At 60.8% G+C, this 25968-nt stretch carries 25 protein-coding genes; 10 read left to right on the forward strand and 15 right to left on the reverse strand.

The genetic code is table 11. The features are described from left to right. The first annotated feature begins 133 nt into the window (after positions 1-133). The 3 genes from A0251_RS17130 (at position 134) to ntrC (ending at position 3600) form a co-directional block, all read left to right on the forward strand. Positions 134-862, forward strand: a complete 729-nt coding sequence (locus A0251_RS17130; protein WP_082810759.1) for a DUF4124 domain-containing protein — start codon at positions 134-136, stop codon at positions 860-862. Positions 863-1001: 139 nt separating this feature from the next. Next, complete coding sequence (gene glnL / locus A0251_RS04680) at positions 1002-2111, forward strand: nitrogen regulation protein NR(II) (protein WP_156478242.1); 1110 nt, start codon at positions 1002-1004, stop codon at positions 2109-2111. 55 nt (positions 2112-2166) lie between these two features. Next, the gene (gene ntrC, locus A0251_RS04685; protein ID WP_062815683.1) at positions 2167-3600 is read left to right on the forward strand and encodes a nitrogen regulation protein NR(I); all 1434 of its coding nucleotides are present in this window, start codon (positions 2167-2169) and stop codon (positions 3598-3600) included. 139 nt (positions 3601-3739) lie between these two features. Here ntrC and A0251_RS04690 read toward each other — a convergent pair whose 3' ends face one another. Then, positions 3740-4207, reverse strand: a complete 468-nt coding sequence (locus A0251_RS04690) for a nuclear transport factor 2 family protein (RefSeq protein WP_062815684.1) — start codon at positions 4205-4207, stop codon at positions 3740-3742. On the opposite strand from A0251_RS04690, the gene pip reads away from it, so the two are divergent. The 5 genes from pip to A0251_RS04715 all read left to right on the forward strand — a co-directional run bounded on the left by pip (position 4206) and on the right by A0251_RS04715 (position 9088). Continuing rightward, entirely contained in the window at positions 4206-5129 is a 924-nt protein-coding gene (pip, locus tag A0251_RS04695; protein ID WP_062815685.1) for a prolyl aminopeptidase, read from the forward strand. The two genes, A0251_RS04690 and pip, sit on opposite strands and share 2 nt — an antisense overlap. Then, positions 5126-5563, forward strand: coding sequence for a D-aminoacyl-tRNA deacylase (gene dtd / locus A0251_RS04700; protein ID WP_062815686.1), 438 nt, complete (start codon positions 5126-5128; stop codon positions 5561-5563). Before pip ends, dtd begins: the two co-directional genes overlap by 4 nt. A 179-nt stretch (positions 5564-5742) precedes the next feature. Then, a complete protein-coding gene (locus A0251_RS04705) occupies positions 5743-6225 on the forward strand; it encodes a DUF3015 domain-containing protein (protein ID WP_062815687.1) in 483 nt (160 codons plus the stop codon). A 113-nt stretch (positions 6226-6338) separates the two neighbouring features. Beyond that, complete coding sequence (locus tag A0251_RS04710) at positions 6339-8168, forward strand: DUF4105 domain-containing protein (protein ID WP_062815688.1); 1830 nt, start codon at positions 6339-6341, stop codon at positions 8166-8168. Beyond that, positions 8147-9088 (forward strand): alpha/beta hydrolase, encoded by a 942-nt coding sequence (locus A0251_RS04715; RefSeq protein WP_156478243.1) that lies wholly within the window; start codon positions 8147-8149, stop codon positions 9086-9088. Before A0251_RS04710 ends, A0251_RS04715 begins: the two co-directional genes overlap by 22 nt. Positions 9089-9100: 12 nt before the next feature. On the opposite strand, the gene tatC is transcribed toward A0251_RS04715, so the two are convergent. The 13 genes from tatC to A0251_RS04780 form a co-directional block, all read right to left on the reverse strand. After that, positions 9101-9859: a twin-arginine translocase subunit TatC gene (gene tatC / locus A0251_RS04720; protein WP_062815690.1), complete on the reverse strand. Its 759-nt coding sequence runs from the start codon at positions 9857-9859 to the stop codon at positions 9101-9103. Then, a complete protein-coding gene (gene tatB / locus A0251_RS04725) occupies positions 9852-10205 on the reverse strand; it encodes a Sec-independent protein translocase protein TatB (protein WP_062815691.1) in 354 nt (117 codons plus the stop codon). The genes tatC and tatB overlap by 8 nt, the downstream gene beginning before the upstream one ends. A gap of 39 nt (positions 10206-10244) precedes the next feature. Beyond that, positions 10245-10478, reverse strand: coding sequence for a Sec-independent protein translocase subunit TatA (gene tatA, locus A0251_RS04730; RefSeq protein ID WP_062815692.1), 234 nt, complete (start codon positions 10476-10478; stop codon positions 10245-10247). Positions 10479-10521: 43 nt separating this feature from the next. After that, entirely contained in the window at positions 10522-10857 is a 336-nt protein-coding gene (locus A0251_RS04735; protein WP_062815693.1) for a phosphoribosyl-ATP diphosphatase, read from the reverse strand. An 81-nt stretch (positions 10858-10938) separates the two neighbouring features. After that, positions 10939-12546, reverse strand: a complete 1608-nt coding sequence (locus A0251_RS04740) for an AarF/UbiB family protein (protein ID WP_062815694.1) — start codon at positions 12544-12546, stop codon at positions 10939-10941. Beyond that, positions 12546-13217 (reverse strand): SCP2 domain-containing protein, encoded by a 672-nt coding sequence (locus tag A0251_RS04745; RefSeq protein WP_062815695.1) that lies wholly within the window; start codon positions 13215-13217, stop codon positions 12546-12548. The genes A0251_RS04740 and A0251_RS04745 overlap by 1 nt, the downstream gene beginning before the upstream one ends. Next, complete coding sequence (ubiE, locus tag A0251_RS04750; RefSeq protein ID WP_062815696.1) at positions 13214-13966, reverse strand: bifunctional demethylmenaquinone methyltransferase/2-methoxy-6-polyprenyl-1,4-benzoquinol methylase UbiE; 753 nt, start codon at positions 13964-13966, stop codon at positions 13214-13216. Before ubiE ends, A0251_RS04745 begins: the two co-directional genes overlap by 4 nt. A gap of 1 nt (position 13967) precedes the next feature. Further along, positions 13968-14663, reverse strand: a complete 696-nt coding sequence (locus A0251_RS04755; protein ID WP_062815697.1) for an FFLEELY motif protein — start codon at positions 14661-14663, stop codon at positions 13968-13970. A 109-nt stretch (positions 14664-14772) separates the two neighbouring features. Continuing rightward, positions 14773-16107, reverse strand: a complete 1335-nt coding sequence (gene hslU, locus A0251_RS04760; RefSeq protein WP_062815698.1) for an ATP-dependent protease ATPase subunit HslU — start codon at positions 16105-16107, stop codon at positions 14773-14775. Positions 16108-16111: 4 nt separating this feature from the next. Next, the gene (hslV, locus tag A0251_RS04765; protein WP_035245145.1) at positions 16112-16636 is read right to left on the reverse strand and encodes an ATP-dependent protease subunit HslV; all 525 of its coding nucleotides are present in this window, start codon (positions 16634-16636) and stop codon (positions 16112-16114) included. A gap of 203 nt (positions 16637-16839) precedes the next feature. Then, complete coding sequence (locus A0251_RS04770) at positions 16840-17469, reverse strand: SPOR domain-containing protein (RefSeq protein ID WP_062815699.1); 630 nt, start codon at positions 17467-17469, stop codon at positions 16840-16842. A 21-nt stretch (positions 17470-17490) separates the two neighbouring features. After that, complete coding sequence (gene argS, locus A0251_RS04775) at positions 17491-19245, reverse strand: arginine--tRNA ligase (protein WP_062815700.1); 1755 nt, start codon at positions 19243-19245, stop codon at positions 17491-17493. A gap of 101 nt (positions 19246-19346) precedes the next feature. Continuing rightward, positions 19347-21518 (reverse strand): primosomal protein N', encoded by a 2172-nt coding sequence (locus tag A0251_RS04780; RefSeq protein ID WP_062815701.1) that lies wholly within the window; start codon positions 21516-21518, stop codon positions 19347-19349. A 147-nt stretch (positions 21519-21665) separates the two neighbouring features. Here A0251_RS04780 and rpmE point away from each other — a divergent pair, with 147 nt between their 5' ends. Continuing rightward, positions 21666-21884 carry a 50S ribosomal protein L31 gene (gene rpmE / locus A0251_RS04785; RefSeq protein ID WP_062815702.1) on the forward strand — a complete coding sequence of 73 codons (219 nt, stop codon included), beginning with the start codon at positions 21666-21668 and terminating at the stop codon, positions 21882-21884. A 129-nt stretch (positions 21885-22013) separates the two neighbouring features. Then, positions 22014-23288, forward strand: a complete 1275-nt coding sequence (locus A0251_RS04790; RefSeq protein WP_062815703.1) for a malic enzyme-like NAD(P)-binding protein — start codon at positions 22014-22016, stop codon at positions 23286-23288. A 93-nt stretch (positions 23289-23381) separates the two neighbouring features. Here the strand turns inward: A0251_RS04790 and A0251_RS04795 are convergent, their stop codons facing one another. After that, positions 23382-25958, reverse strand: a complete 2577-nt coding sequence (locus A0251_RS04795; RefSeq protein WP_062815704.1) for a penicillin-binding protein 1A — start codon at positions 25956-25958, stop codon at positions 23382-23384. Positions 25959-25968: the final 10 nt, after the last annotated feature.

The following is a 25968-nucleotide window of genomic DNA, read 5'->3' on the forward strand; positions in this document are numbered from 1 at the left end:
GAAAGAAGGCCCCCGCTAGTCGGGGGCTTTTTTTGTCTGTATGAGTCTGAAATAAGCGCAGAATTTGTGCATTTGGCCCTTTCTTGTGCCGGCTTGGCGGGTGAGAATCAAAGGGTGTTCAAGGGAGGCAATCATGAAGAATGCAGGAATGTTGCTGACTGCTTTGCTGGTGTGCTCTGGCGGGCTACGTGCCGAAACAGCGGTAGAGGTTGACGGGGAAGAGCCCAATGCATCGGCAAAGATATATCGGTCTGTCGACAAGAATGGCAATGTGATTTTCAGTGATCAGCCTGCAGAGGGCGCAAGCGCTTCCGAAGAGGTGCACCTTCGACCTCCCAATGCGGTGCCCATGAAGAGGGTCAAATTGCCTGAAGCTGAATCTCAGATTGAGGAGGACGAGCCGCCCGAAGGGTATCGTTCTCTTGTGATTACCCGTCCTGAGCCGGAAAGCACTATCCGTAATCAGCAAGAACCGGTAGTGGTCTCTGTGGATCTGCAGCCGTCCCTTCAGGGAGATGACCGACTGGTGCTTTTCGATAATGGGGAGGCCCAGCCAGGTATGGCGCTGAATACCGTTATTCGGGGTGCGCACACTCTCGTGGTCAAAGTGCTCAATTCTGATGACGAGGTTCTGATCAGCTCTGAGCCGGTGCAGGTGTATATCCATCGCAGTACGGTGCAGAATTTCCAGAATTCGCCTGGCAATGGGGGGCCGGGTGTTATTGGTGACCCTGCCAGCCGGGGTGGCGCTGCGGAAACGGGTGGATCCGCATCGTCAGGCGGTCCCGCCGGGGCCGGTGACCCGGCGGGGCGAGGAGATCCTGCTCGACCGTCTCAGCGGCGACCCATTCTGGCTCCCTAGTCCTGCACCATTATAGTGCAATCTTTCCTCTGATCTCGCTACACTCATCATCATGGGGCTGCGTTCTCTGCATTGAAGACCTATAGCCGTGCACCTGCGGCGTTGGCAGAGGTGGCCTGATAATTGCTTATGCCCTGTTATGGGCCAACAGTTGATGGGTGGTGTCACCTTGCACAAACGTTTACTGGATCACCTGCGCACTGCGGTGGTCATGCTGGATCACAAGCTGCAGGTCCGCTATCTGAATCCGGCGGCAGAGATGCTGCTTGCCACCAGCGCCAGCCGTGCCATGGGGCAGCCGCTGCCGGATTATTTTTTTGATGACGAAGAAGCCCGTGATGCCCTGCGCCAGTGCATCCAGGATGAGCATCCCTTCACGCGGCGGGAGGCTCGTCTTGCGGTGGCGCCGGGTTATGAAATTACTGTGGATTATTCCGTCAGTCCGATTAATGAACCCGGGCAGACCCTGAGCCTGCTGATGGAAATGCAGCCGCTGGATCGGCTGCTGCGCATCACCCGGGAAGAAGCGTTGATCCATGCGCATCAGGCGACCCGGGCGCTGGTGCGAGGGGTGGCCCACGAGATCAAGAACCCTCTGGGGGGTATCCGCGGGGCGGCTCAGTTGCTGGAGCGCGCTCTGCCGGACCCGGAGCTGACCGAGTACACCAAAGTCATCATCGATGAGGCAGACCGGTTGCGCACGGTGGCAGATCGTATGCTTGGTCCGCGCAAGCCGCCGGAGTTCAAGCCGGTGAATGTGCATGAATGCCTGGAGCATGTTCGTCAGCTGTTGCTGGCGGAGCACCCCCAGGGGGTCGCGATCTGGCGGGATTACGATATCAGCCTGCCGGATGTGATTGCCGACCGGGATCAGATGATTCAGGTATTGCTCAATATTATCCGCAACGCCACCCAGGCCTTGCTGGAATCGCATACAGAAGATGCCCGCATCATCATGCGCACCCGGGTATTGCGCCAGTTCACCATTGGCTCGTTGCGCCACCGTCTGGTGCTGCGGGTAGATATTATCGACAACGGCCCGGGTATTGCCCCGGATGTGCAGGAGACCCTGTTTTATCCCATGGTCAGCGGCCGGGCCAGTGGTACCGGGCTGGGTTTGTCCATTGCCCAGTCCATTATCAGTCAGCATCAGGGGTTGATTGAGTGCGAGAGCGCACCGGGTAACACCGTGTTCAGTATTTTGCTGCCAATGGAGCAGCCGGAAATAACGGAGAGCGAACAGTCATGAGCGCCTTTGCAGCCGTGAACAACGACAACAGTGAAACACCAGGGAGTGGCCGGTTATGAGCGTAACGGTATGGGTAGTCGACGATGACCGGTCCATTCGCTGGGTGCTGGAAAAGGCATTGAGCCAGGAGGGTTACGCAGTAACCTGTTTCGAGGATGGCGATGAGGCGCTGAACACCCTGGAGGAGGGGGGGCAGGAGCCGGAAGTGCTGATCAGTGATGTGCGCATGCCGGGCACCGACGGCCTGCGGATGCTCAAGATTCTACAGCGCAAGAACCCGGATCTGCCGGTGATCATCATGACCGCCCACTCTGATCTGGATTCCGCGGTGGCCTCCTATCAGGGAGGAGCCTTTGAGTATTTGCCCAAGCCGTTTGATGTGGACGAGGCGGTGGCTCTGGTGCGGCGTGCCATCAAGCATCGTGAAGAATCCCGCGGTGAGCAGCCGGCCGCCGTGGAGGAAGAGTCCACCGAAATTATCGGCGAAGCGCCGGCCATGCAGGAGGTGTTCCGCGCCATTGGCCGACTCAGCCATTCCAACGTCACGGTACTGATCAACGGCCAGTCTGGTACTGGTAAGGAGCTGGTTGCCCGGGCCCTGCACAGTCACTCCATGCGTCGTGAAAAGAATTTTGTGGCACTGAACATGGCGGCTATCCCCAAGGACCTGATCGAATCCGAGCTGTTTGGTCACGAAAAGGGGGCCTTTACCGGTGCCAATAACCAGCGTGTGGGGCGTTTTGAGCAGGCCAACGGTGGCACCCTGTTCCTTGATGAAATCGGTGACATGCCGCTGGAAGCGCAGACTCGCCTGTTGCGGGTATTGCAGGAGAGCGAGTTTTATCGCGTTGGTGGTACCACTCCGATCCATGTGGATGTTCGCATTATTGCAGCCACTCACCAGGATCTGGAGCGGCTGGTCAAGGATGGAGACTTCCGTGAGGATCTGTTCCACCGCCTCAATGTAATCCGTATCCATATTCCCCGGCTGGCTGAGCGCCGTGAAGATATCCCCCGCCTGGCCAACTACTTCCTGCAGCGGGCGGGCAATGAGCTGGGCGTGGAGCCCAAGGTGCTGCACAAGGACACGGAAAAATACCTGGCCGCCCAGGGTTGGCCGGGTAACGTGCGGCAACTGGAAAATACCTGTCGCTGGCTGACGGTGATGGCATCCGGTCGAGAGGTGCTGGTGGATGATCTGCCGCCGGAACTGAAAGAGGCCGGTGCCGCCAAGGGCGCCGACGTGACTGGCGACTGGCTCAAGTCCCTGCGCAACTGGGCCGACCGGGCCCTGTCCCAGGGTGAGCGCAGCATCCTCGAACAGGCGGTTCCGGGGTTCGAGCGCACCATGATCGAAGTGGCCCTGCAGCACACCGGCGGCCGTAAGCGCGATGCCGCCGCTTTGCTCGGCTGGGGTCGCAACACCCTCACCCGCAAGATCAAGGAGCTGGACATGGAGGGAGAGTTGGCTGGCGGCGATGAGGATTGATGAAGCAGTTAACAGTTAATGGTGAATAGTTAACAGTTCGCGGGACTGGACTTCAGGTTCTGCAACGCAAGAGGCCGCGTCCATACTCTGGGCGCGGCCTCTTGCGTTGGGAAATAACGAGCGCAAAATCGCGAGCTGTTCACTCCCTAAGCCCATTCGCTGTCAGCGCCTCAATTTTCCACTCCCCGTCCTCGCGCCAGTCGCTCACCACCCGATAGCTGTCCACGTTCTCGGGCATGACGTTCTGTCCGCCCCAGGCGAAGGCGGTGAAGGTGACGCGGGCGTGGCGTTGGGTAACAGGGTCCAGCTCGATGTTGATCTGGGTGAGTGCCAGCTGGCGTTGCGGGTAGCGGAGGAAGGTGCCCATCAGTAGGCGCCGTACCTCGTTCCGTTGCAGGGTGTGGCCGCCACGCTGAATCTCTGCAGGATCGGTGAGTGTGTCCATCACCGATCCGGTATCGCCAGCCTCGATAGCCGCCTCAAGATTCTCCAGGGCGTCCAGGATAGCCTGCTCCGGTGGGGTTTTGCTGCAGCCTGCCAGCAACAGTTGCAGGGTAATCACCAGCAGGTATGCTGAGGTCTTTCTGCAGATAAGTGCAGCTCTCATGGCGTTATTTCCCTTGCCGGACAGTTATCGGCAGTCTCTGGTATCAGTGGGTCAGGGGCACCAGCTTTACGTGGAAGAAAGCGGTAATCCGGACGGCGTGCCTGTGGTTGTCCTTCATGGCGGTCCCGGCGGCGGTTGCTCCCCCTTCATGCGCCGGTTTTTCGATCCCCGACGGTACCGCATTATTCTCTTTGATCAGCGAGGCAGTGGTCAAAGCCGACCCTTTGCGTCGATTCAGGACAATACCACCACCCATCTGGTTGCAGACCTGGAGAGTCTGAGGGAGACGCTGAGGATAACGCGTTGGCGAGTCTTCGCTGGCTCCTGGGGCGTCACTCTGGCCCTGGCGTACCTGGCGGCGTATCCCCAGCGGGTCGCCGGTATGGTGTTGCGGGGCGTCTTTCTCTGTCGACAACAGGATCGCGATTGGCTTTATACGCCTCTCGGGGCTGCGCGGCTCTTTCCCGAGGCATGGGCAGCATTTGAGAAGCAGGCGCCGCCGGGGGAGGGGGACCTGCTGCAGCGCTACCATCAGGGCTTGCAGGGCAAGCGCGCCCGCTACCATGCCCGTAACTGGTGTAACTGGGAATCCGTGTTGGCATTAACGCCGGTGTCGCCCCCTGGAGAAGCCAGCGATGACGAGCTGTGTATGGCTATGCAGGAAACCCATTATTTTCTTCATGATGGTTTTCTTGCCGCTCCCTTGCTGGAGGCATGCGCAGGGATAGGGCTGCCGGTAGAGATTGTTCACGGCACCCGGGATTTCGTCTGCCCGGCGGACCAGGCGCTTGAGCTACACCGGGTATTGCCGGGCAGTCAGTTGCATTGGGTGGCAGGGGGCAGTCATTCATCCTCTGACCCGTTGATTGCCAATGCATTGGTGGAGGCAGTGAAAAGACTGGAGAGGAGGATCGACGATTGAAAGTGTTGTTGCAGCGTGTCAGCGAAGCCTCGGTGGCGGTATCCGGCGAGTGTGTGGGGCGTATCGGGCAGGGTCTGTTGCTGCTGGTTGGGATCGAGGCCGGTGACGATGAGGCGACGGTGGCGCGAATGGCGGAAAGGACAGTGGGTTACCGGGTGTTCGCCGACAGCGATGACAAGATGAACCTGGACGTGCGCGATATTGATGGAGAAATTCTTGCCATATCCCAATTCACCTTGGCGGCGGATACCCGAAAGGGCCGTCGGCCCAGTTTCAGCAAGGCGGCCCCGCCGGAGCAGGGAAGGCAGCTATACGATTGTTATTTGCGGGAATTACGGGAAAAGAATATTCCAGTGGCCAATGGTGTGTTTGGTGCCGATATGCAAGTACATCTTGTCAATGATGGCCCTGTCACATTTCTTTTGAGCTCATGACCGTAGTTTTGCAATTGTATTGCAAAGGTCCTCGCCTTGTTTATGATGAAGTCAGTTGCCTGTTTTGCGGGTGACGGGGAGAGCACTGAGCAGCATCGCTGCGACAGGGTTGCTAAATACAGCCTGGTGCTGTGAAGTATCCCCAGGGATGATATATAAAAACTTGGAGGTATCTCAGAATGAAAAAGACGCTTATTGCTGCCACTCTGCTCGGCGCTTCAACTTCTGCCATGGCTGTAGCTCCGGGTGGTCCCGGTTGTGGCTGGGGTAACATGCTGTTCGAAGGCAATTCCGGTTTGCCCATGCACCTGCTGGCGACTATTGTGAACGGCACCTCCGGCAACGCAACGTTCGGTATGACCACCGGTACCAACGGCTGTGATACCAACGGTTCCCTGACCTACAGCGGCCAGAGCCTGCTCGGCATGACCGGTGTGATGGAAGAAGTGGCTCAGGATATGGCCACCGGTGAAGGCGAAGCCCTGACCGCATTGTCCGTATCCATGGGGATCCAGGCCGACGATCGTGCCCGTTTCAATGCTGCCATGCATGAAAACTTCGCTGTTATTTTCCCGCACCAGGATGTAACCGCCGAGGAAGTCATGGCCAACATCACCGAGGTAATGAAGCAGGACGAGAGCCTGTCTAAGTACCTGGCCTAAACGATAAACTGCGTTTATTGACGAGCCCCGCCCAACGGCGGGGCTTTGTTTGTCCGATCTGGAATCACAGACCCAGGTCGGAATTTTCCCGCCCGAATCACGGATAATACCGGATGCGCACTGGACTCCTTTGTGTGCTGCTGTGCTGGATTGCCCCGGCGTTGGCCGCGAACTCCTCTCTCTCCCTGGCGGATCTTGCTGCGTCGCCACGGTGGCAGGCGCTCATGCATGTGAATCCCGGTGCTACGCTGCGCGATCGGGGTCGCAGTTATATCGATGATGATAATTATTTTCTGGCGAAAAATGGCAAGGATGATGTGCTTGCAGAGCTGCGAGCAACGTTGGCTGCGTTAGAGCCTGCCAAAGCCCCTGAGCGATGCCGTTACCCCGCCCGTTACCGTTTTCTTGCCGGACATTTGGATTGGCAGGAGGATGCGCCTTTTGCCCACTGTGAGGAGTATTCCCGGTGGCGCTCTGCAGTACATGCCAGCCGGGCAGTTCTGGTGTTTCCTGCGGCCTATCTGAACAGCCCGTCGTCCATGTTCGGCCATACACTACTGCGCCTGGATCAGGGTAAAGATAGTGCGGTTTGGTTGTCCTGGGCGGTGAATTTCGGAGCCGTATCCACGGAGGCCGATAATTCCTTTTTCTATATTTATCGCGGGTTAGCCGGCGGCTATCCTGGCCGCTTTGCCCTGGTCCCTTATGTGCAAAAAATTCAGGAATATTCCCACATGGAAAATCGCGATATGTGGGAGTACACCCTGGATCTGGATCAGCAGGAAATTGACTGGCTGATAGAGCACCTGTGGGAACTGAAAGACATCAATTTTGATTATTATTTTTTCGATGAAAACTGTTCTTTCCGTCTGCTGGAGCTGGTGGAGGTCGCGCGTCCGGGCTCGCAGCTGCTCACGGAACTGCGTTTTGCCGAAGTACCAGTGAATACGGTCCGCGCCCTGGATGATCGGGGCTTGATCAGTGAGCGTCATTACCGGCCCTCCAAGGCGGTTGAGCTGGATAACCTGCGTCGCCAGATGACGGCACAGCAGCAGCGGCTGGCCCTCGCTCTTGCGGATGACCCGGGGCTGCTGGAATCGGAAGCATTTCAACAGGCCGAGCCCCGGCAGCAGGCGCTGATGGTGACCACCGCCTATCGCTATCTGCGACTGGTCAACCGGAAAGGCGTCAGGAAGCCGCAAGCTGCCCGGGATTCCTTTACGCTACTCACGGAAATGAACCGGTTGCCGAAGGTGGATGTGCCGGAAACCGTGAATCCTGAACCTCCGGAAGCGGGCCATGGCACGCAGATGCTGGCTCTGGCCGGTGGTCAGCGTGAGGCGAATCAGGATTTCGGCGAGCTGAGCTACAGATTGACCTACCACGACCTGCTGGATAATGGTTACGGTTTTCTACGCGGGGCCCAGATTGAAGGGCTGGGATTGACCCTGCGCAGCACGGAATCCGGTGATCCACGCCTGGAAGAACTGGATGTGGTAAGCATTCGCTCGCTGGCTCCCCGCAATCGCTTTAGCAAGCCGTTGAGCTGGTATGTGGAGGGAGGACTGGAGAGGGCTTGGGCAGGGCGCCGACGTCTGGTGCGCTATGTCCAGGGCGGCGCGGGTGGCAGCTGGGCCTTGGGCAACTGGCAGCCCTACCTGTTAACCAGCCTGCGAATGGAAAATAATAGCGACTTTGATACCTTCCTCACCCCCGGGGCTGGTCTGGATGCGGGGCTGCTCTATCAGCGCGGACGCTGGCAGTGGCAACTGGGCAGTGTGGGACATTACTTCACCAACGATACCTATCGACATACTTCCGAGTTCGCCGTGCACTGGGCTTTTGCCCGTCAGCATGGGTTGCGGGCATCGCTGAGCCGGGAAGGCTGGCGCGGGGATGGCGATTACGAGTTCAAATTACAATGGCGATGGTACTTCGACTGATTCTGTTGGCCAGCCTGGCCACGGCGCTGGCAGGCTGCAGCAAACTGTTCTTCTATCCCATGGAGCCCTGGGTACAAAACCCGGAAAACCAGGGGCTCAGCTACGAGGATGTGGTGTTGATCCATCCGCGCGGGCTGCGCTTGCATGGTTGGTGGTTGCCGGCCGCCGGTGAGGGGCATGTCCGTGGCACCGTGTATTTTCTTCATGGGAATGCCCAGAACATCAGTACCCACCTGGCCAGCGTGCAATGGTTGCCGGAACAGGGCTATAACGTTTTTCTCCTCGACTACCGGGGTTATGGCCTGTCTGAGGGCAAGCCGAAACTGCCGGCGGTATTTGACGATGTGCAGTTGGGATTGGACTGGTTGCGCAATGCCAGGCAGACGCAAGGCCCGCTGACCGTATTTGGTCAGAGCCTGGGTGGTGCCATGGCCGCCACGGTGTTGGGGGATGAAAAAAATCAGAACGCGGCAGACTGTGTGGTGCTGGAAGCGGCGTTTGCCAGTTATCGGGGGATTACCGATGATGTGATGAAGGGTAGCTGGCTATTGTGGCCGCTGCGCTGGCTGGTGGTACCGGGCATGCCGGGCGCGGATCTGGACCCGGAGTCCCGGATTGCCGGGCTGGCGCCAACCCCCTTGTTGGTCATGCACAGCGAAGACGATCCGGTTATCCCCTATCCCCACGGTAAGCGACTGTTTGCCGCCGCGAATGAGCCCAAGCAGTTTCAGCGGTTGCGCGGTGGGCATATCGAAAGCACTCGGGATCCGGCGGTGCAGCAGCGCATTGTGAATTTCCTGGAAGGGAATGGCTGCGCCGCTCCGGCTCCCCAGCCTCCGGCCCGTGATGAGGTGATGGACGATATGACACCCCTGCCGTTGCCTCCTGCCGCAACCGGCAATAATGGCTACCGCTTTTGATCAGAGCGGATATCAGGCGTCAGGTGCGTCTTGCTGTTTCTGTTTTTCCCGGCGAATCAGGCGGGCCGCCAACAGGCCGATCTCGAACAGGACCCACATGGGCAGTGCCAGCAGGGTCTGGCTGATGATGTCGGGGGGAGTCAGCAGCATGCCCACCACAAAACATCCCACCACCACATAGGCGCGGGCAGCGGCCAGTTTTTCCACCGTCGTTGCCCCGGTGCTCACCAGCAACACGATGGCGATGGGTAGTTCAAAGGCCAGCCCGAATGCCAGGAACAGGGCCAGGACAAAATCCAGATAGCTGCTGATGTCCGTGGTCACCGCCACCCCTTCCGGGGCGATAGCAGTAAAGAACTGGAACATCAGCGGGAACACCACGAAATAGGCGAAGGCAGCGCCGGCGTAGAACAGCAGTACGCTGCTGCCCAGCAGGGGCACTGCCAGGCGCTTTTCATGCCGGTACAGGCCGGGAGCCACAAAGGCCCAGGCCTGATGAAGAATAAAGGGCATGGCCACGAAGATGCTCAGGTACAGGGTCAGTTTGAAGGGCGCCAGGAACGGCGAGGCGACGCCGGTGGCGATCATGCTGGTGCCTTCCGGCATGGCCTGCATCAGCGGCTTGGCCACCAGGGTGTACAGCTCCCGGGAAAAGTAGAACAGCCCCAGAAACACCACGAAAATCGCGGCCATGGCCTTGAGTAGCCGATTACGAAGCTCCAGCAGATGAGCGATCAATGGCTGGCCGGAATCGTTGCTGGCATCATTCATGGCGCGGGGGTTCCTGGGGGTTTTCGCGGTCGTCGCCAGGGTCGGCCTGTTTGTCCCTGGGGCTGCGTGCCTTGGCGATCTGCTCCGGGCTGAGCAGACTTTCCCTGGCTTCGCGGATACTGTCTTCGTCCAGGCCCATTTCCCGCATCTGCTTTTCCATGCGCTCGCGCATGTCCTGGGTTACCGCTTCGCGTTCCAGTTCGTTTTTCAGATGATTGAAGGTGGAGCGGGCACGACCGACCCATTGGCCCAAGGTCCGGGCCGCCTTGGGCAGGCGTTCCGGGCCGAGTACCACCAGGCCGATGATGAAAATCAGGGTCAGTTCGGCGAAGCCGATATCGAACATGGAAACCTCTTAACGGGGCCAGGGAAAGGCGGAGCCAGATCAGGCCTGGTCTTTTTCCTTGTCCTTCTCGGTTTTCTGCCCGCTGGTGTCCTTGTCATCATCGGCAAGACGCTTCTGGTCCTGCTCTTCCTCGCCGTCTTTCATGGCGTTCTTGAAGCCTTTGACCGCGCCACCCAGGTCGCCGCCCATGTTGCGCAGTTTCTTGGTGCCGAACAACAGGACCACGATGGCCAGAAGGATCAGTAACTGCCAAATGCTGATGCCGGAAAACATGCTGTCTCTCTCCGATAGATAGGGCGCTGATAGTCAGGGCGTGTCAGTGCTTGCTGCCGCGCGCCGCTTTTTCGTCATGGCCGGACAGGCCGAAGCGGCGCTCCAGTTCTGCCAGCACCTTGTCCGGGTGTTCTCCCAGTTTGGCCAACATGACCAGACTATGGAACCACAAATCCGCGGTTTCGCTGATCAGGGCGTCGGTTTTGCCGCTGACCTCCGCGTCGCGGGCCGCGAGAATGGTTTCCACTGCTTCCTCGCCCACTTTCTCCAGGATCTTGTTCAGCCCCTTGGCGTACAGGCTGGCCACGTAGGAGCTGTCCGGGTCGGCGCCCTTGCGGGACTCAAGCACCTGGTGGAGCTGGCTGAGTATATCTGACATAGCGTTTGCACTTTCTTTATGGTTGGCGCCTGCGGCGAGCGCCGACGGATTATCCGATGTGCCGCGGTGCGGTGCCACAGTCTAGCGCCGCCAGCTCCAGCTCACCAGCAGCACAGCGACAGCGGCCAGCGGCCAGCTGACATGGGGTGTTGCCAGCCAGATGGCAGTACCGGCGCAGCCCAGCCCCGCCAGGCCGGCAAACAGCTTGTGACGGTGGCGAAGCAAGGCCTGTTCGAAGCGGGCTTCCAGTCGATCCTGCTGGTAGGGCAGTTCGCGCAGGCTTTCCAGGCCGTCGCGCAGCAAATCGGGCATCTCCGGTAGCTGGGCGGTCCATTCCGGCATGCGATTCTGCAGCTTTTTCAGTGTGGCGCTGGGGCCGTATTCCGCCAGCATCCAGGCTTCCAGCAGAGGCCGGCCGGTGCTCCAGATATCCAGTTGCGGGTAGATGCTGCGCCCCAGGCCTTCGATATGTACCAGTGTCTTCATCAGCAGGATGTACTGCACCGGCATTTCGATCTGGTAGTGGCGCGCCATATCGAACAGCTTCATCACCAGCGGCGCGAATTCCAGCTGGTCCAGTTGAGCGGACCGCACCGGCTCGACAATGTCGATGACGGCCCGTTCAAAACGGGGACGATCGATGGGGGCGGTATTCCAGCCGGCGCGAATCACGGCATCCACCAGGGCGCTGTAATCCTCGCGCATCACGGCCAGCACCATGCGGCCCAGCACGTTCAGGTCTTCCTTCGACAGCCGCCCGGCGATGGCCGCATCCACGGCCATGTATTGAGGAGATTCCGGGTGTTCCGGGTTGACGAAGATGTTGCCCGGGTGCATGTCCGCGTGGAAAAAATTGAAACGGAATACCTGGGAAAAGAAGATCTCCACGCCCCGTTCTGCAAGTACCTTGGGATCAATGCCGGCGGCCTTGATGCGCTCGATGTCATTCACCGGGATACCATGGATGCGATCCATGATGATCACAGTGGGGCTGGACAGCTCCAGATGAATGGCCGGAATGTGCAGCAGCGGGCTGAACAGGAAATGCCGGCGCATGGTTTCACTGTTGCGGGCTTCGGCGGCCAGATCCAGTTCGCCCAGGATAATATCCCGATAATCCTGTACCACCCGTGCCGGGCGGAAGTAACGGGCATCGCGCCACAGTCGTTCCAGCCAGCGGGCGCCGAAGGCCATGACTTTCAGGTCCCGTTGCACCACCGGAAGAATGGTGGGGCGCAGCACCTTGGCCACTACCTGCTGGCCGTTATGCAGGGTGGCGGCATGGACCTGGGCCACGGAGGCCGCGGCCATGGGTGTGCTGTCAAAGTCGCGGAAGACCTCATCAAAGGGCTGGTTGAGACTGGCCTCAACCAGATCCCGGGCCTGTTGTCCGTCGAAGGGAGTAACCTGATCCTGCAGGCGGGCCAGGGCACGGGTCCATTCCGGTGGCAGCATGTCCTGGCGGGTGGCCAGCAGTTGGCCGAACTTGATGAAGATGGGGCCGAGACGTTCCAGGGCCTTTTGCAGCCGCTCGCCTTCACTGAGCTTGCCAGTGCCCAGCCAGCTGGAGGGTAACAGAAAGGACATCACCAGCAGCAGGTTGCGCAGCGGATGGGCGGGGAGCAGGGCGATCAGGCGATAGCGGCACACCACATGGATGACCACCAGAATACGGGTAACGGGCAGCATCAGTCGGTGGCGCTCCCGTTGCTGTTCACCCCGGCCCTTGCCGCGCGAAGGCGCTGGATGCGGGCGTCCAGTCGATCCACGTCCATACGCAGTTCGTCCACATCCTGACCGAATTCGTAGACATCCCGACGGCCCGGGGTCAGGCCGGATTCGTTGCCCACGTAGTCGGCCAGCTGCTCGGTCAGTCGCCCGGCGGCCTGGCGGGCCCAGCCGAACAGGCGACGGGCACTGTAGTCCAGTTGCTGGGCCAGTTCCGAGCCGGTCACCGGCTCAAGGATGGCGCCCCAATCAATTTGCAGTTCGCGGGCCAGTTGCTGCATTTCCTGCAACAGTTCCCGGTTGCCGCGAATGTCTACCGGGCCGCCAATGACGCCGGGGCGGGTATTCCAGTTCAGCAGCAAGGCAGCCAGGTCCATGGGATTGCCCTTTACCGTGACATCCGCGTTGGCATCGCTGCGGTGATACAACTCCACCCCGTCTTCCACGATCAGCGCATAGATGGCCAGCGGCGGCAGGGTCACTTCGATGGCCAGCAGGCGGCCGGCATGCAGCGCCAGTCGGTCAGCACTGGCCGGATCAGAGCGCAGGGCGGTGTTGATGGCTCTTTCCACCGTGGCCAGGGCCGTGGTGGAGAGCAGGCCGGGGGAGCGGGACTGGTCTTTCAGACTCAAAATTTGAACCCTCTGTGCAGTGCCACGATGCCGCCTAGCATGTTGAAGTATTCGGTGCGGGCAAACCCGGCCTGATCCATCATGCCCTGCAGGGTGTCCTGGTCCGGGTGCATGCGGATGGACTCGGCCAGGTACTGATAGCTGTCCGCGTCGTTGACGATCAGCTTGCCCAGCTTGGGCCACACACCGAAAGAATACAGCTCATAGGCCTTGGCCAGGGGCTTGTGCACCGGGGTGGAAAACTCCAGCACCAGCAGCCGGCCGCCGGGTTTCAATACCCGCAGCATGGAGCGCAGGGCGGCATCCTTGTCGGTGATATTGCGCAGGCCAAAGGCAATGGTGATGCAGTGGAAGCTGTTGTCTTCGAAAGGCAGACATTCGCCGTTTACCTGGGTGACCTGGGTGTTATGGCTGCAGCCCGCATCGAACAGGCGGTCGCGGCCCACTGCCAGCATGGCGTCATTGATGTCCGCCAGCACCACCTGGCCGGTCTCCCCGACAAGGCGGGAAAACTTGATGGCCAGGTCGCCGGTGCCTCCGGCCAGGTCCAGCACCTTGTGTCCCGGTCGTACCCCGGCCAGCTCGATGGTCATGCGCTTGAGCAGGCGGTGGCTGCCCATGGAAATCAGGTCGTTCATGACATCGTATTTGCCCGCCACGGAGCGGAATACGCCGGCCACTTTCTGCTGCTTTTCCTGCCAGGGTACCTGCTGGTAACCGAAGTGGGTGACCTTGGTTTCGTCGTTCATGTCAGTCCTCGAAGGGGGCCGGGTGATGGTCGAAGACCTTCTGCATGATGGTCTCTTCCCGTGCGGCCAGCTGCTCCAGCAGCAGGCCCACGCTGGGCACCGGTTTCATCACCCGGAAGCTGCGATCCATGAAATCATACAGGTTCGCAAAGCCTGCCGCATGGGCCGGTTTGCGGACCATGCGAAAGGTGGTCTGTATCATCCGCGAGCGGATATAGCGGTCCAGGCGATGACCCAGTTCGGCCACCAATTGTAGCTGGCGCTGACGGGCCTCGAGGTGGTGGTCCTGTCGAAAGCCCTTGAGGTAGGTCGGCTCGGTGAGTGGTTGATCAAGCTCGCTGCCCAGTGAGTCGGTGATCTGCTCATCCAGCTCCTGGGTGAGGATCGCAGCCTCCAGTGCACTGGCAGAGGTGGCCATGACCTTGTCCGGCAGCAGTTTCATGGCCTTGGGCAGGGCGCGCCGGATTTCCCGGGCCACCGGTAGCAGCTCCCGACCACCGTAGACTTCGTCGAGTAGAAAGCGGATCCCCGCCGCCGTGGCCGGGTCGTCCAGAAGATGGCGGTGGGTATGGCTGAGGCGCTGGCTCTGCCAGTCCTGCAAGCGCCGCAGGCGGCTCAGAAATACGGTGTCGTCGCCATGCTGGCGCAGGGCAAAGAAACGGTTGAGATAGTGTTGAAGCTGTTCGCCGGCGGTCATGGTTTTTCCTCCGGCGGGGATCATAGCAGGAAAGCGGTCGGCCGTCGGAAGTCAGACGACTGACGCCAATCAATTCAGCGTCAGACGTCTGTGGTCAGGCCTCGGGCAATCAGAGGATATAGCGGCTCAGGTCCTCGTCATCGGCCAGTTCACCCAGATAGCGATCCACCGCTTCCGCATCCAGTACCAGGGGCTTGTCGTGGTACTGGGTGGCCAGGGAGTCGGCATCGTAGCTGATCTCTTCCAGCAGTTTTTCCAGTACCGTGTGCAGGCGGCGGGCGCCGATGTTTTCGGTGCGTTCGTTGACCTGCCAGGCCACTTCGGCAATCCGCCGGATGCAGTCGTCGGTGATCTCCAGGTTGAGTCCTTCGGTATCCAGCAGGGCCTTGTACTGCTCAGTGAGGGAGCATCGGGGTTCGGTGAGAATGCGCTGGAAGTCATCCGGGGTCAGGGCGCTCAGTTCCACGCGGATGGGCAGACGGCCCTGCAGCTCCGGGATCAGATCGCTGGGCTTGGCCAGATGGAAGGCACCGGAGGCGATGAAGAGGATGTGGTCAGTCTTGACCATGCCGTACTTGGTGGACACGGTGCAGCCTTCGATCAGCGGCAGCAGGTCTCGCTGTACCCCTTCACGGGACACATCAGTGCCGCCGCTTTCACCACGCTTGGCCACCTTGTCGATTTCATCCAGGAAGACGATGCCGTTGTTTTCCACCGCATCGATGGCCTGCACCTTGAGTTCGTCCTCATTGACGAAGCGCGCGGCTTCCTCGTCCCGGATCAGCCGGTAGGCTTCGCGGACACGGAGCTTCTGGCTGCGCTTGCGGCCGCCCCCGCCCATTTTCGAGAACATCTGTTGCAGCTGGCTGGTCATTTCTTCCATGCCGGGAGGGGCCATGATTTCCACCCCGGCCGGATTGCTGGACACCTCGATCTCGATTTCCTTGTCGTCCAGCTCGCCCTCGCGCAGCTTCTTGCGGAAGATCTGGCGGGTGCTGTTGTCCGTCTTGCTCTCTTCTTCGCCGCGGGCCGCGGGCAGCAGGGCGTCGAGGATGCGTTCTTCGGCGGCATCATCCGCCTGGCTGCCCACGCGGGCGATGGCTTTCTCGCGCAGCATCTTGATGGCCATTTCCACCAGGTCGCGGATGATGGACTCCACATCGCGGCCCACATAGCCCACTTCGGTGAACTTGGTGGCTTCGATCTTGATGAAGGGAGCGTCGGCCAGCTTGGCCAGGCGGCGGGCAATTTCGGTCTTACCCACGCCGGTGGGGCCGATCATGAGGATGTTCTTGGGCGCCACTTCGGCACGCATTTCTGCCGGCAACTGCATGCGCCGCCAGCGATTGCGCAGGGCCAGGGCAACGGATTTTTTCGCCGGCTCCTGGCCGACAATGTGCTTGTTCAGTTCATGAACAATTTCGCGCGGGGTCAGGTTTGGCATCGGATTACCAGCTCAATTCTTCAATGGTTTGCTGTTGATTGGTGTAGACGCAGATATCGCCGGCGATGGTCAGGCTCTTTTCGACAATATCCCCGGCGGCCAACTCGGTGTTATGCAGCAGGGCGGTGGCGGCTGCCTGGGCAAAGGGGCCGCCGGAGCCGATGGCGATCAGGTCATTTTCCGGCTCGATGACATCGCCATTGCCGGTGATGATCAGGGAGGCTTCCTTGTCGGCCACGGCCAGCAGGGCCTCCAGGCGACGCAGGGCGCGGTCGGTGCGCCAGTCCTTGGCCAGCTCCACAGCGGCACGAACCAGATGGCCCTGGTGTTTTTCCAGCTGCGCTTCAAATCGCTCAAACAGGGTAAAGGCGTCGGCGGTACCGCCGGCAAACCCGGCAATGACCTTGCCGTGGTAGAGCCGGCGCACCTTGCGGGCATTGCCTTTCATGACGGTGTTGCCCAGTGACACCTGGCCGTCACCGCCAATCACAACGCTATTGCCGCGGCGTACGGATACGATCGTGGTCACATTCAGCTCCTTTCACAGTGATTCTGCAGATGTGGGGCTGGTGGTGGGGGATTCAAGGGGAATTGAAGGCAATTAACCGTTAATCGCTTCGCGGCTGGCTGCAGGTGGAGCCGAGCGCAGGGTGGCCGCGCACAGTCGCAGGGTGAAGGCGGGATCTTAAGGGCGGAAATGGGCGTGCGCCCATCTCCGCTGTGTGCCTGTGCCTATTTTTTCATTTTGATCGGCAGGGTCTCGATGCCGTTACCGGCCAGTTGGTCCTGGGCCCGATGCATGGCGTTGAGGTTGTCGTAGGGGCCGATCATGACCCGGTGCCAGCTGTCGCCGCTTTCCAGATCCACGGACTGGATGGCGGCGTCGAACCCCTTGAGGATCAACTCCGCCCGGCGACGGTCGGCATCTTCGTTGCGGCGGAAGCTGCCCGCCTGCAGCAAATAGCGTTCGTTGCTGGAGCGGGTGCCAGCGTCTGACTTGCGCTCGCTGGCGGGTTTGTCCTGGGCGGTATCACGGCTCTTGCGAGTGCCGGAGTCGCCTTCATTCTGCGGCACGATCACTTCCATTTTCGGCAGTACCGCATAGAAGTCGAACTGCGGGGACTCGTCGCTGCTGTCCTTTTTCGGGGCGGGTTTGGTCGGTTTGGCAGGTTGTGCCGGTTTCTGTGCCACCTTGCCGTTGCCGCCTTGCTCCATCTGGGTCTTGCCCAGGTGAAACAGGAAGGCCACGAACAGACCGACCATCAGCCCCGTGAACAGCCACACCCAGCCCGGGACCTGGCGTTGGGTCTTCTTGCGTACCGGGCCGCGGCTGGCCCCTCGTTTGTTGGTGTTCTTTGCCATGGGGTGTCCTGTGGTTCTCGGCTACATCCGTTCGAGAGGGCTCAGGCCCAGCAGTTCCATGCCCTGTTTCAGGGTGCGGGCTGTGAGGGCGGCCAGTTTCAGGCGGCTCTGCTTCAGGGCCTCATTGTCGCCGGAGAGGATCGGGCAATGCTCGTAAAATGTGGAAAACAGGCCGGCCACGTCATACAGATAGGTGCACAGCAGGTGGGGCAGACCCTTTTCGGCCACGCTTTCCAGCACTTCCCCGAATTGCACCAGACGGGCGGCCAGGGCCTGTTCCGCCTCTTCCTGAAGCAGGAAGTCGCCGTTGACGTCGGCCATGTCCAGGCCCGCCTTGCGGAATACGCTGGCCACCCGGGTGTAGGCGTAAAGCAGGTAGGGGGCGGTGTTGCCTTCGAAGCTGAGCATCTGTTCGAAATTGAAAATGTAGTCGCTGCTGCGGTTCTTGGACAGATCTGCGTATTTCACCGCGCCAATGCCAACGGCATGGGCAATGGTGCGCAGGGCCGAGTCGTCCAGTTCCGGGTTCTTGTCGCGGACCAGGGTGTAGGCCCGCTGTTCGGCTTCATCAAGCAGGTCGATCAGTTTGACGGTGCCGCCGTCGCGGGTCTTGAACGGGCGACCGTCCGGGCCGTTCATGGTGCCGAAGCCCATGTGTTCCAGCTCGGTGTTTTCCGGGACAAAGCCGGCCCGTTTGGCCAGGCTGAACATCTGCTGGAAATGCAGGGCCTGACGCTGGTCCACGAAGTAGAGCATGCGGTCGGCATGCAGGGTGCCGGCCCGGTAGCGCAGGGCAGCCAGGTCGGTGGTGGCGTAGAGATAACCGCCGTCGGCTTTTTTCACGATCACCGGGAGCGGGGCGCCTTCCTTGTTCTTGAATTCGTCCATGAACACGCACTGGGCGCCCTGGTCTTCGCTGAGCAGGCCTTTGGCGTCCAGGTCACTGACCACCTGGGCCAGGTCATCGTTGTAGGCGCTCTCGCCGCGCACGTCCGCCGGGGTGAGGCTGACGCCCAGGCGGTCATAGACGGCCTGGCAGTGGCTCAGGGACACGCTGTTGAATTCCCGCCACAGGGCCAGGCAGTCTTCGTCGCCAGCCTGCAGTTTTACCACCAGGCTGCGAGCTCGGGTGGCAAAGGCGTCGGATTCGTCAAAACGTTGCTTGGCGGCGCGGTAGAAGCCTTCCAGGTCGCCCAGCTCACGGGACAGCTCGGTGTCGCTTTCTTCGCTTTTCTGTTCTTCCAGGTAGGCCAGCAGCATGCCGAACTGGGTGCCCCAGTCGCCCACATGGTTCTGGCGAACCACCTTGTGGCCAAGGAATTCCAGGGTGCGCACCACGGCATCGCCGATGATGGAGGAGCGCAGGTGCCCCACGTGCATTTCCTTGGCCAGGTTGGGGGAGGAATAGTCCACCACCACGGTCTGTGCCTGCGCCGGACGGGCCACGCCCAGATGCTCGTCGGCCAGGGCCTGATCCAGCAGGCCGGTAAGCCAGTCATCGGCCTGGAAGAAGTTGATGAAGCCGGGTCCGGCGATTTCCACCTTGGCCACGGCGTTGTCGGCAGGCAGGGCCGCGATCAGTTTTTCCGCCAGATCGCGAGGCTTCATGCCGGCGGGTTTGGCCAGCATCAGGGCGATATTGGTGGCGAAGTCGCCGTGGCTCTTGTCCTTGGTACGGTCGATCTGCGCCGGGCGTTTGGCCTCGGCGGGCAGAGTCCCTTCGGCTATCAGGGTGTCCAGGGCGTTGTCGATCAGGGTTATCAGGCGTTCTTTCATGACATTCTTTGGTGGAGGGCATCGGGGCCGTTCTGGTGGGCGGCGATTGTACGGGAAAAGGCCCGCTGGCGCATGCGCCGGACGTCAGGTCCGGCGGTGTCTTACAGCATATCGATCGGATCCACATCCAGATGCCAGCGACACTGGCGGCCGGCGGGCAGGGTGCGCGCCTGTTCCAGCAGCACACTGATGGCCTGATGCAGGGGTGCGCGCTGAGCACACTGCAGCAACATCTGGGTGCGATAGCGCCCGGCGCGCCTTTCCATGGGCGCCGGTACCGGCCCCAGCAGATGGACGTCCGGGGGTAGCGGTATGCCGGCCAGCTGTTGCAGAAATTCCATGGCCTTGCCCATGCTCATGGCTTCGCAACGGAACAGGGCCAGGTGGCCAAAGGGGGGCAGGCCGGCCATCTTCCGCTCTTCCAGCAGGGCACTGGCCAGGGCCGCATAGTCGCCGCTGGCGGCCAGTTGCAGGAGCGGATGATCCGGGTGGCGGGTTTGCAATAAAACCCGGCCTTTGCCTTCCCGGCCGCTTCGTCCGGCCACCTGCAGCATCAATTGCGCGGCCTGTTCCGGACCGCGGAAGTCAGCGCTGAGGAACCCTGCATCCATTTCAAGAATGACCACCAGGGTGAGATTCGGAAAGTGGTGACCCTTGGCCAGCATCTGGGTCCCCACCATAACCGCCGGTTTGCCCTGCTGGATGGTGGCAAGGTGGGCGTCCAGGCTGCCCTTGCGACGGGTGGCGTCCCGGTCGATGCGAATCACCGGGGCCTGTTGTGACTGCTCCAGTAGTTCAGTGATTTTTTCTGTGCCGCAACCGGCTTCGTGGATGGCGCTGGAGCCGCATTCCGGACAGCGCGGGGGGACTCGTTGCTGGTAGCCACAGTGATGGCAACGCAGGCTGCCCTCGCTGCGATGCCAGGTCAGTGTGCTGTCGCAGCGGCGGCAATCCGCCTGCCAGCCGCAATCCTGACAGAGAATCATGGGGGCGTAACCGCGCCGGTTGATAAAGACCAGCGCCTGGTTGCCCTGCTCCACACAGTGCTTGATCGCTTGCAGGGACTGGGGCAGCAGTGGCTGGCCGGGGGCGGCCAGGGTGCCGTCGAGGATTTCGATGGGCGGGCGCCCCTGGTCCGTGGCGCGATGGGAAAGTTTCAGCCACTGGAAGCGTTCATCTCGGGCCAGTTGCAGGGTTTCCAGGGCCGGGGTGGCACTGCCCAGCACCACGGGAATATCCAGTTGCTGGGCCCGCCAGGTGGCCAGGTCGCGGGCGTGAAAGCGAAAGCCGTCCTGCTGTTTCAGGGACGCGTCGTGGGCTTCGTCGACGATGATCAGCCCCGGGGCGGCCAGCGGCGTAAAGATGGCGGAGCGGGTGCCGATGATGATGCGTGCCTTGCCGTCACGGGCGGCCAGCCAGTTGTCCAGACGTTCCCGGTCGGTGAGCCCGGAGTGCAGGGTCGCCACCGGCACGGCGAAGCGCTGGCGGAAACGCTGTACGGTCTGGGGCGTCAGGCCGATTTCCGGAATCAGCACCAGTACCTGTTTGCCGGCGGCCAGATGCGCAGTCATGGCCTGCAGGTAGACTTCGGTCTTGCCGCTGCCGGTAACGCCGTCAAGGAGGAAGGGGGAGAAGCCCCGGGCCTCCTCTAAAGCGCGGATCGCCTTGCGTTGCTCCGCGTTGGCGGCCAGTGGCGCCTGGGCCAGAATGTCCCTGGGGGGAGCACTGTCCTCCTGCGATACCTGTTCCGCCCAGCCTTTGTCACGCAGACTGGCCAGGGCGGCGGCGGGTACATCCAGGGCCGCCAGCATGGCGCTGCTCAGGCCTTTGGGGTGGTCGCGCAGGGTGTGCAGGGCCTGGCGCTGTCGCGGGGCGCGGCTGAGCTGGTCGTCACTGACATGCTGCCCGCGTTCGGTAATTCGCCAGCGTTTTTCCTGGCTGGCCTCGGCATCGTTGCCCTGGCGCAGCAGGGCCGGCAGGGCATAGCTGAGCACTTCGCCCAGTGGGTGGTGGTAGTAGCGGGCCGCCCGTTCGCATAGCTGGTAGAGTTCCTCCGGCAGGACCGGGGTGTCGTCCAGTACCCGCTGGATGGCTTTCAGTTTCGGGTGATCGCTGAGACCGTGGCCGTGAACCAGGCCCACCAGGGTGCGTCGACCGAAAGGGACCTGCACCCGTGAGCCACGCGCTGGCGGAGTGGTTCCCGGGTACAGATAGTCGAAGCAACCCGGTAACGGCACCGGCAGGGCAATTTGCAGGGTTTTCTTGGCTGACACGGGATTTCCTGAAGCCTGAAGCGTCTGAGAGGCGCTCAGCGCTTGCGGATTGGGGCCAAGCTGTTATGATTCGCCTTCTTTTTCCCAGACGCAAGCCGTGTGGTGCCTGTCGTAGAGGCAGGTAGCGACACAGATTGGAGCTCAGCAATGAAACCAGAGATTCATCCCGAATACCAGGCAGCAACCTATACCTGTAGCTGCGGTAATGTTATCGAAAGCCGTTCCACCCGTGGTGGTGACATGGCTTTGGACGTTTGTTCTTCTTGCCATCCTTTCTATACTGGCAAGCAGAAGCAGGCCGACAGCGGTGGTCAGATCGACAAGTTCAAGCAGCGTTTCGGCATGATGCGCAGCAAGAAGGACTGAACGGCGTCTTCACCGCAGTTTATGTAGCCTTTGAAAAGCACCCTGCGGGGTGCTTTTTGCTTTAAGACCTTGCGTACACAGTGTTTAGCCTGACAGTTTAGCCCGACTTAGGGACCAGCGGAGACCAGCATGTCTGAGGATTTGAGAACGGCGGCCCTGGAATACCACGCCAAACCGCGGCCAGGGAAAATCAGCGTTGAGGTGACCAAGCCGGCGGCAACCAGCCGTGACCTGAGCCTGGCCTACAGTCCGGGCGTGGCGGAGCCGGTGCGTGAGATCGCCCGCGAGCCGGAGCTGGCCTACCGTTTTACTGCCAAGGGCAATCTGGTAGCTGTGATCAGTGATGGCACGGCCATTCTCGGTCTTGGCAACCTGGGTGCCCTGGCGTCCAAGCCGGTGATGGAAGGCAAGGGGATTCTGTTCAAGCTGTTTGCCGGTATCGATGTGTTTGATATCGAAGTGGACGCGGAAGACTCCCAGGCCTTTATCGACACGGTGGTGCGCATCCATCGCACCTTTGGCGGCATTAACCTGGAAGATATCCGGGCGCCGGAGTGTTTCGAGATCGAACGCATCCTCAAAGAACAGTGCGATGTGCCGGTGTTCCACGATGATCAGCACGGTACCGCCATTGTGGTGGGTGCGGGTCTGATCAATGCGCTGGAAATTCAGAAAAAGCGTATCGAAGACATCAAGGTGGTCTGTGTGGGAGCCGGTGCCGCAGGCGTGGCATCGGTGCGGCTGCTGATCGAGATGGGCGCGCGCAAGGAGAATATCCTGGTGCTGGATCGCAAGGGCGTGATTCACAGTCGTCGCGATGATCTCAACCAGTACAAGGCGGCACTGGCCAACGACACTGACAAGCGCACTCTCAACGATGCGGTGGAAGATGCGGATGTGTTTATCGGTGTGTCCGGACCGGACATGCTGACACCGGAAATGGTCAAGAAGATGGCGCCCAAGCCGATCATCTTTGCGCTGGCCAACCCGGATCCGGAGATCCGTCCGGAGGTGGCCAAGGCGGCTCGCCCGGATGCGATTGTGGCTACCGGGCGTTCTGATTTCCCCAACCAGGTGAACAATGTGCTGTGTTTCCCGTACATGTTCCGGGGGGCGCTGGATGTGCGTTCCACCTCGATCACCGAGGAAATGAAGATCGCCGCAGTCCATGCCATTGCCGAGCTGGTGCGAGAGGCGCCGCCTCAGGAAGTGCTGGATGCCTATGGTGGGGAGCCGCTGACCTTCGGTGCCGATTACATTATTCCCAAGCCCAATGACCCGCGTCTTCTGGGGCGGGTATCCTCCGCAGTCGCCCGTGCGGCAGTGGATTGTGGTGTGGCTCGCAAGGGATATCCGTCCCACTATCCATTGAACTCGCTGGATGAGATTTTTCCCGAGTTGTAGGAAAAGCAGTCAGCCATAAAAAAAAACCGCCGGAAGGCGGTTTTTTTATGGCTGGTCAGGCGCCAGGCAATGCCCGGCGCTATCGCGGGCCGTTCAGAAAATTTGCTCGGGGGCACTGGTGCCACCACCCGGGCCGCGCTGGGGCTCCAGCTCGGGCACCTGATCCTCAATAAAGTATTCGCGGATGGCATTGGGGTTGTCCGGGCGCGCCAGCAGACCACTGTCCGGGTCGATGCGCACGGTGGCGATGCCGGAGGGCTGCTCCAGCTGCCGTTCAGGAACGCCTTCCAGGGCCGGGCCCATGTAGTCGATCCAGATTGGCAGGGCCGCCTTGCCGCCATATTCGCCCCAGCCCAGATTGGCCGGGTTGTCGAAACCGACCCAGACGGTGGCGACCAGATCCGGAGAATAACCGGAGAACCAGGCGTCCACCTGGTCGTTGGTGGTGCCGGTCTTGCCAGCCAGGTCATCGCGGCCCAGAGCCCTTGCCTTGCTGCCAGTCCCTGCGCGGATGACGTCCTGCAGCATGGAGTCCATCAACCAGGCAATACGCGGATCCAGTACCCGGGGGGCCATTACCGGGTCAGGCTGTATTGTCACCACTGGCTCGTCGGCGCTGTCCTCGCTGTCCGGGCTGGAGTCCTCCGGGGAGGCCGGTTCGATATTGTCGTCTGTCAGCGCCAGGGGGGGCAGGCAGGGAGGTTCGCAGAGTATCACTTCCGGTGCCTGCCAGAGGATGTCGCCATCGGCGTTCTCGATACGTTGAATGGCCCAGGGGGTGACCCGGTAACCACCGTTGGCAAAAACGCTGTAGGCGGTGGCGATATCCATCGGGGTGACGCTGGCACTGCCCAGTGCCAGGGACAGGTCGCGCTGGAAGCCGTCAGCAGGAAGGCCGAAGCGTTTCAGGGTGTTCATGGCCTGGCTGATGCCGATCTGGCGCAGAATGCGAATGGAGACCAGGTTCAGCGAGCGATACAGGGCTTCGCGCATGCGGGTGGGGCCGTAGAACTTGCCGCTGGCTCCGGTGGGACGCCAGGCGGTTTCCAGTTTGTCGTCATCGAACACCACCGGCGCATCGTTGATGATGGAGGCGGGGGTGAAGCCGTTTTCCATGGCCGAGGTATAGATAAAGGGTTTGAACACGGAGCCGGCCTGCCGCTCGCTCTGTACCGCCCGGTTGAAGTTGGAGGCAGCAAAGCTGTAGCCGCCCTGCATGGCGACCACAGCGCCATTGGACGGGTCCAGCGAGACCAGTGCCGACTGTGCAGCGGGGAGCTGGGCCAGGCGCCAGCGGCGGCTTTCCTCCGGGCCCACGGGGCGAACGCGAATAATATCGCCACGGGATAGTACATCGCCGGCGGTCTTGGGTTCTTCTCCCACATACTTGTTGTTGAGCTGCGGGCGAGCCCAGCGGATGTCCTCCCAGGCAAGCCGGGCGCGTTTGCCGTCACGGAAAAGGATGTCGGCATCCTCTTCTCCCACTCGGGTAACGATGACCGGTTGCAGCGGGCCGATACGTTGCTGGTCGCGGATCATGGCAACCCAGTGGGCCACGCTGGGGTCGAGTCCGGTAATGGTTTTCTCTATTTCCGCTTTTTCTGCCTGTGCGGGCAGTTCGCTCTCCTCCGCAGGGGGCTGCTCATTGTCGGAAGCGCTGATGGCTGGCAGCGTCGGCGCTGCGCTCACGTCCCGTTGTGCCAGCGGCCCGCGATAACCATGGCGCTCGTCATAGCTGTGAAGGCCGGCTCGCAGCGCCTGGACAGCCGCGGTCTGCCGTTTGCTGTCGATGGTGGTAATGATGCGAATGCCGTCGGTGAAAATGTCCTGCTCCACCAGCCTGGCGGCCTGCAGGCGTACCATTTCGCCCACATAGGCAGCATCCACTTCAGGCTGGGCGGCATGGAAGCGGGCACTGACGGGCTCGGACTGGGCAATTTCGCGTTCTTCGCGAGTCAACGCCCCGGTTTCTTCCATACGGAACAGAATCCAGTTACGTCTTATTCTGGCCCGCTCCGGGTTGGTGATCGGGTTGTAAGCGGAAGGAGCCTTTGGCAGGCCGGCAATCATGGCCTGTTGGGCGATATTGAGTTCGCCGACGGATTTGCCGTAGTACACCTGGGCGGCGGCTTCTGCCCCATAGGCCCGGTGGCCAAGATAGATCTTGTTCAGGTAAAGCTCGAGGATCTCTTCCTTGCTGAGTACCCGCTCAATCTGGATGGCCAGCACGATTTCGTTGAATTTGCGCAGGAAGCGCTGGTCACGGCTGAGGAAGAAGTTACGCGCCACCTGCATGGTGATGGTGGAGCCGCCGGAGCGGATTTCCCGGTAGCGTGCCAATTCCACCGCGGCCCGCACCAGGCCTTTCAGGTCGACCCCGTTGTGCCTGAAAAAGCGTTCATCCTCTGCGGCCAGCACCGCCTGGACCAGAGTTTCCGGCAATTCGTCAAAGGATACCGGTTGTCGGCGCTTTTCCCCGTATTCAGCAATAAGTTTTATATCATTGCTGTAAATGCGCAGTGGAATCTGGTATTCCACTTCGCGGATCTGGCTGGCTGGGGGGAGCTGTGGAGCCAGATACAGATAGCTGGCGGCCAGAATGGATAACCCGCCACCGGCGCCGGCAATCAGGAGAAGGAGCAGGTATCGGGTCCAGGTGGGTAAGCGCATGTTTTCGGCA

The organism is Alcanivorax sp. NBRC 102024, assembly GCF_001602235.1.
Lineage (GTDB): Bacteria > Pseudomonadota > Gammaproteobacteria > Pseudomonadales > Alcanivoracaceae > Alcanivorax.

Bases quoted from the DNA above. Each gene is read 5' to 3' on its own strand.
- A0251_RS04710 (WP_062815688.1), top strand. From the start codon at position 6,339: ATGCGCACTGGACTCCTTTGTGTGCTGCTGTGCTGGATTGCCCCGGCG.
- ntrC (WP_062815683.1), top strand. From the start codon at position 2,167: ATGAGCGTAACGGTATGGGTAGTCGACGATGACCGGTCCATTCGCTGG.
- ubiE (WP_062815696.1), bottom strand. From the start codon at position 13,966: ATGAACGACGAAACCAAGGTCACCCACTTCGGTTACCAGCAGGTACCC.
- A0251_RS04735 (WP_062815693.1), bottom strand. From the start codon at position 10,857: ATGTCAGATATACTCAGCCAGCTCCACCAGGTGCTTGAGTCCCGCAAG.
- hslU (WP_062815698.1), bottom strand. From the start codon at position 16,107: ATGCCAAACCTGACCCCGCGCGAAATTGTTCATGAACTGAACAAGCAC.
- A0251_RS04770 (WP_062815699.1), bottom strand. From the start codon at position 17,469: ATGGCAAAGAACACCAACAAACGAGGGGCCAGCCGCGGCCCGGTACGC.
- pip (WP_062815685.1), top strand. From the start codon at position 4,206: ATGGCGTTATTTCCCTTGCCGGACAGTTATCGGCAGTCTCTGGTATCA.
- A0251_RS17130 (WP_082810759.1), top strand. From the start codon at position 134: ATGAAGAATGCAGGAATGTTGCTGACTGCTTTGCTGGTGTGCTCTGGC.
- rpmE (WP_062815702.1), top strand. From the start codon at position 21,666: ATGAAACCAGAGATTCATCCCGAATACCAGGCAGCAACCTATACCTGT.
- A0251_RS04790 (WP_062815703.1), top strand. From the start codon at position 22,014: ATGTCTGAGGATTTGAGAACGGCGGCCCTGGAATACCACGCCAAACCG.
- tatA (WP_062815692.1), bottom strand. From the start codon at position 10,478: ATGTTTTCCGGCATCAGCATTTGGCAGTTACTGATCCTTCTGGCCATC.
- A0251_RS04705 (WP_062815687.1), top strand. From the start codon at position 5,743: ATGAAAAAGACGCTTATTGCTGCCACTCTGCTCGGCGCTTCAACTTCT.
- tatC (WP_062815690.1), bottom strand. From the start codon at position 9,859: ATGAATGATGCCAGCAACGATTCCGGCCAGCCATTGATCGCTCATCTG.
- A0251_RS04690 (WP_062815684.1), bottom strand. From the start codon at position 4,207: ATGAGAGCTGCACTTATCTGCAGAAAGACCTCAGCATACCTGCTGGTG.
- A0251_RS04795 (WP_062815704.1), bottom strand. From the start codon at position 25,958: ATGCGCTTACCCACCTGGACCCGATACCTGCTCCTTCTCCTGATTGCC.
- A0251_RS04740 (WP_062815694.1), bottom strand. From the start codon at position 12,546: ATGCTGCCCGTTACCCGTATTCTGGTGGTCATCCATGTGGTGTGCCGC.
- tatB (WP_062815691.1), bottom strand. From the start codon at position 10,205: ATGTTCGATATCGGCTTCGCCGAACTGACCCTGATTTTCATCATCGGC.
- glnL (WP_156478242.1), top strand. From the start codon at position 1,002: ATGGGCCAACAGTTGATGGGTGGTGTCACCTTGCACAAACGTTTACTG.
- A0251_RS04715 (WP_156478243.1), top strand. From the start codon at position 8,147: ATGGCGATGGTACTTCGACTGATTCTGTTGGCCAGCCTGGCCACGGCG.
- A0251_RS04755 (WP_062815697.1), bottom strand. From the start codon at position 14,663: ATGACCGCCGGCGAACAGCTTCAACACTATCTCAACCGTTTCTTTGCC.
- argS (WP_062815700.1), bottom strand. From the start codon at position 19,245: ATGAAAGAACGCCTGATAACCCTGATCGACAACGCCCTGGACACCCTG.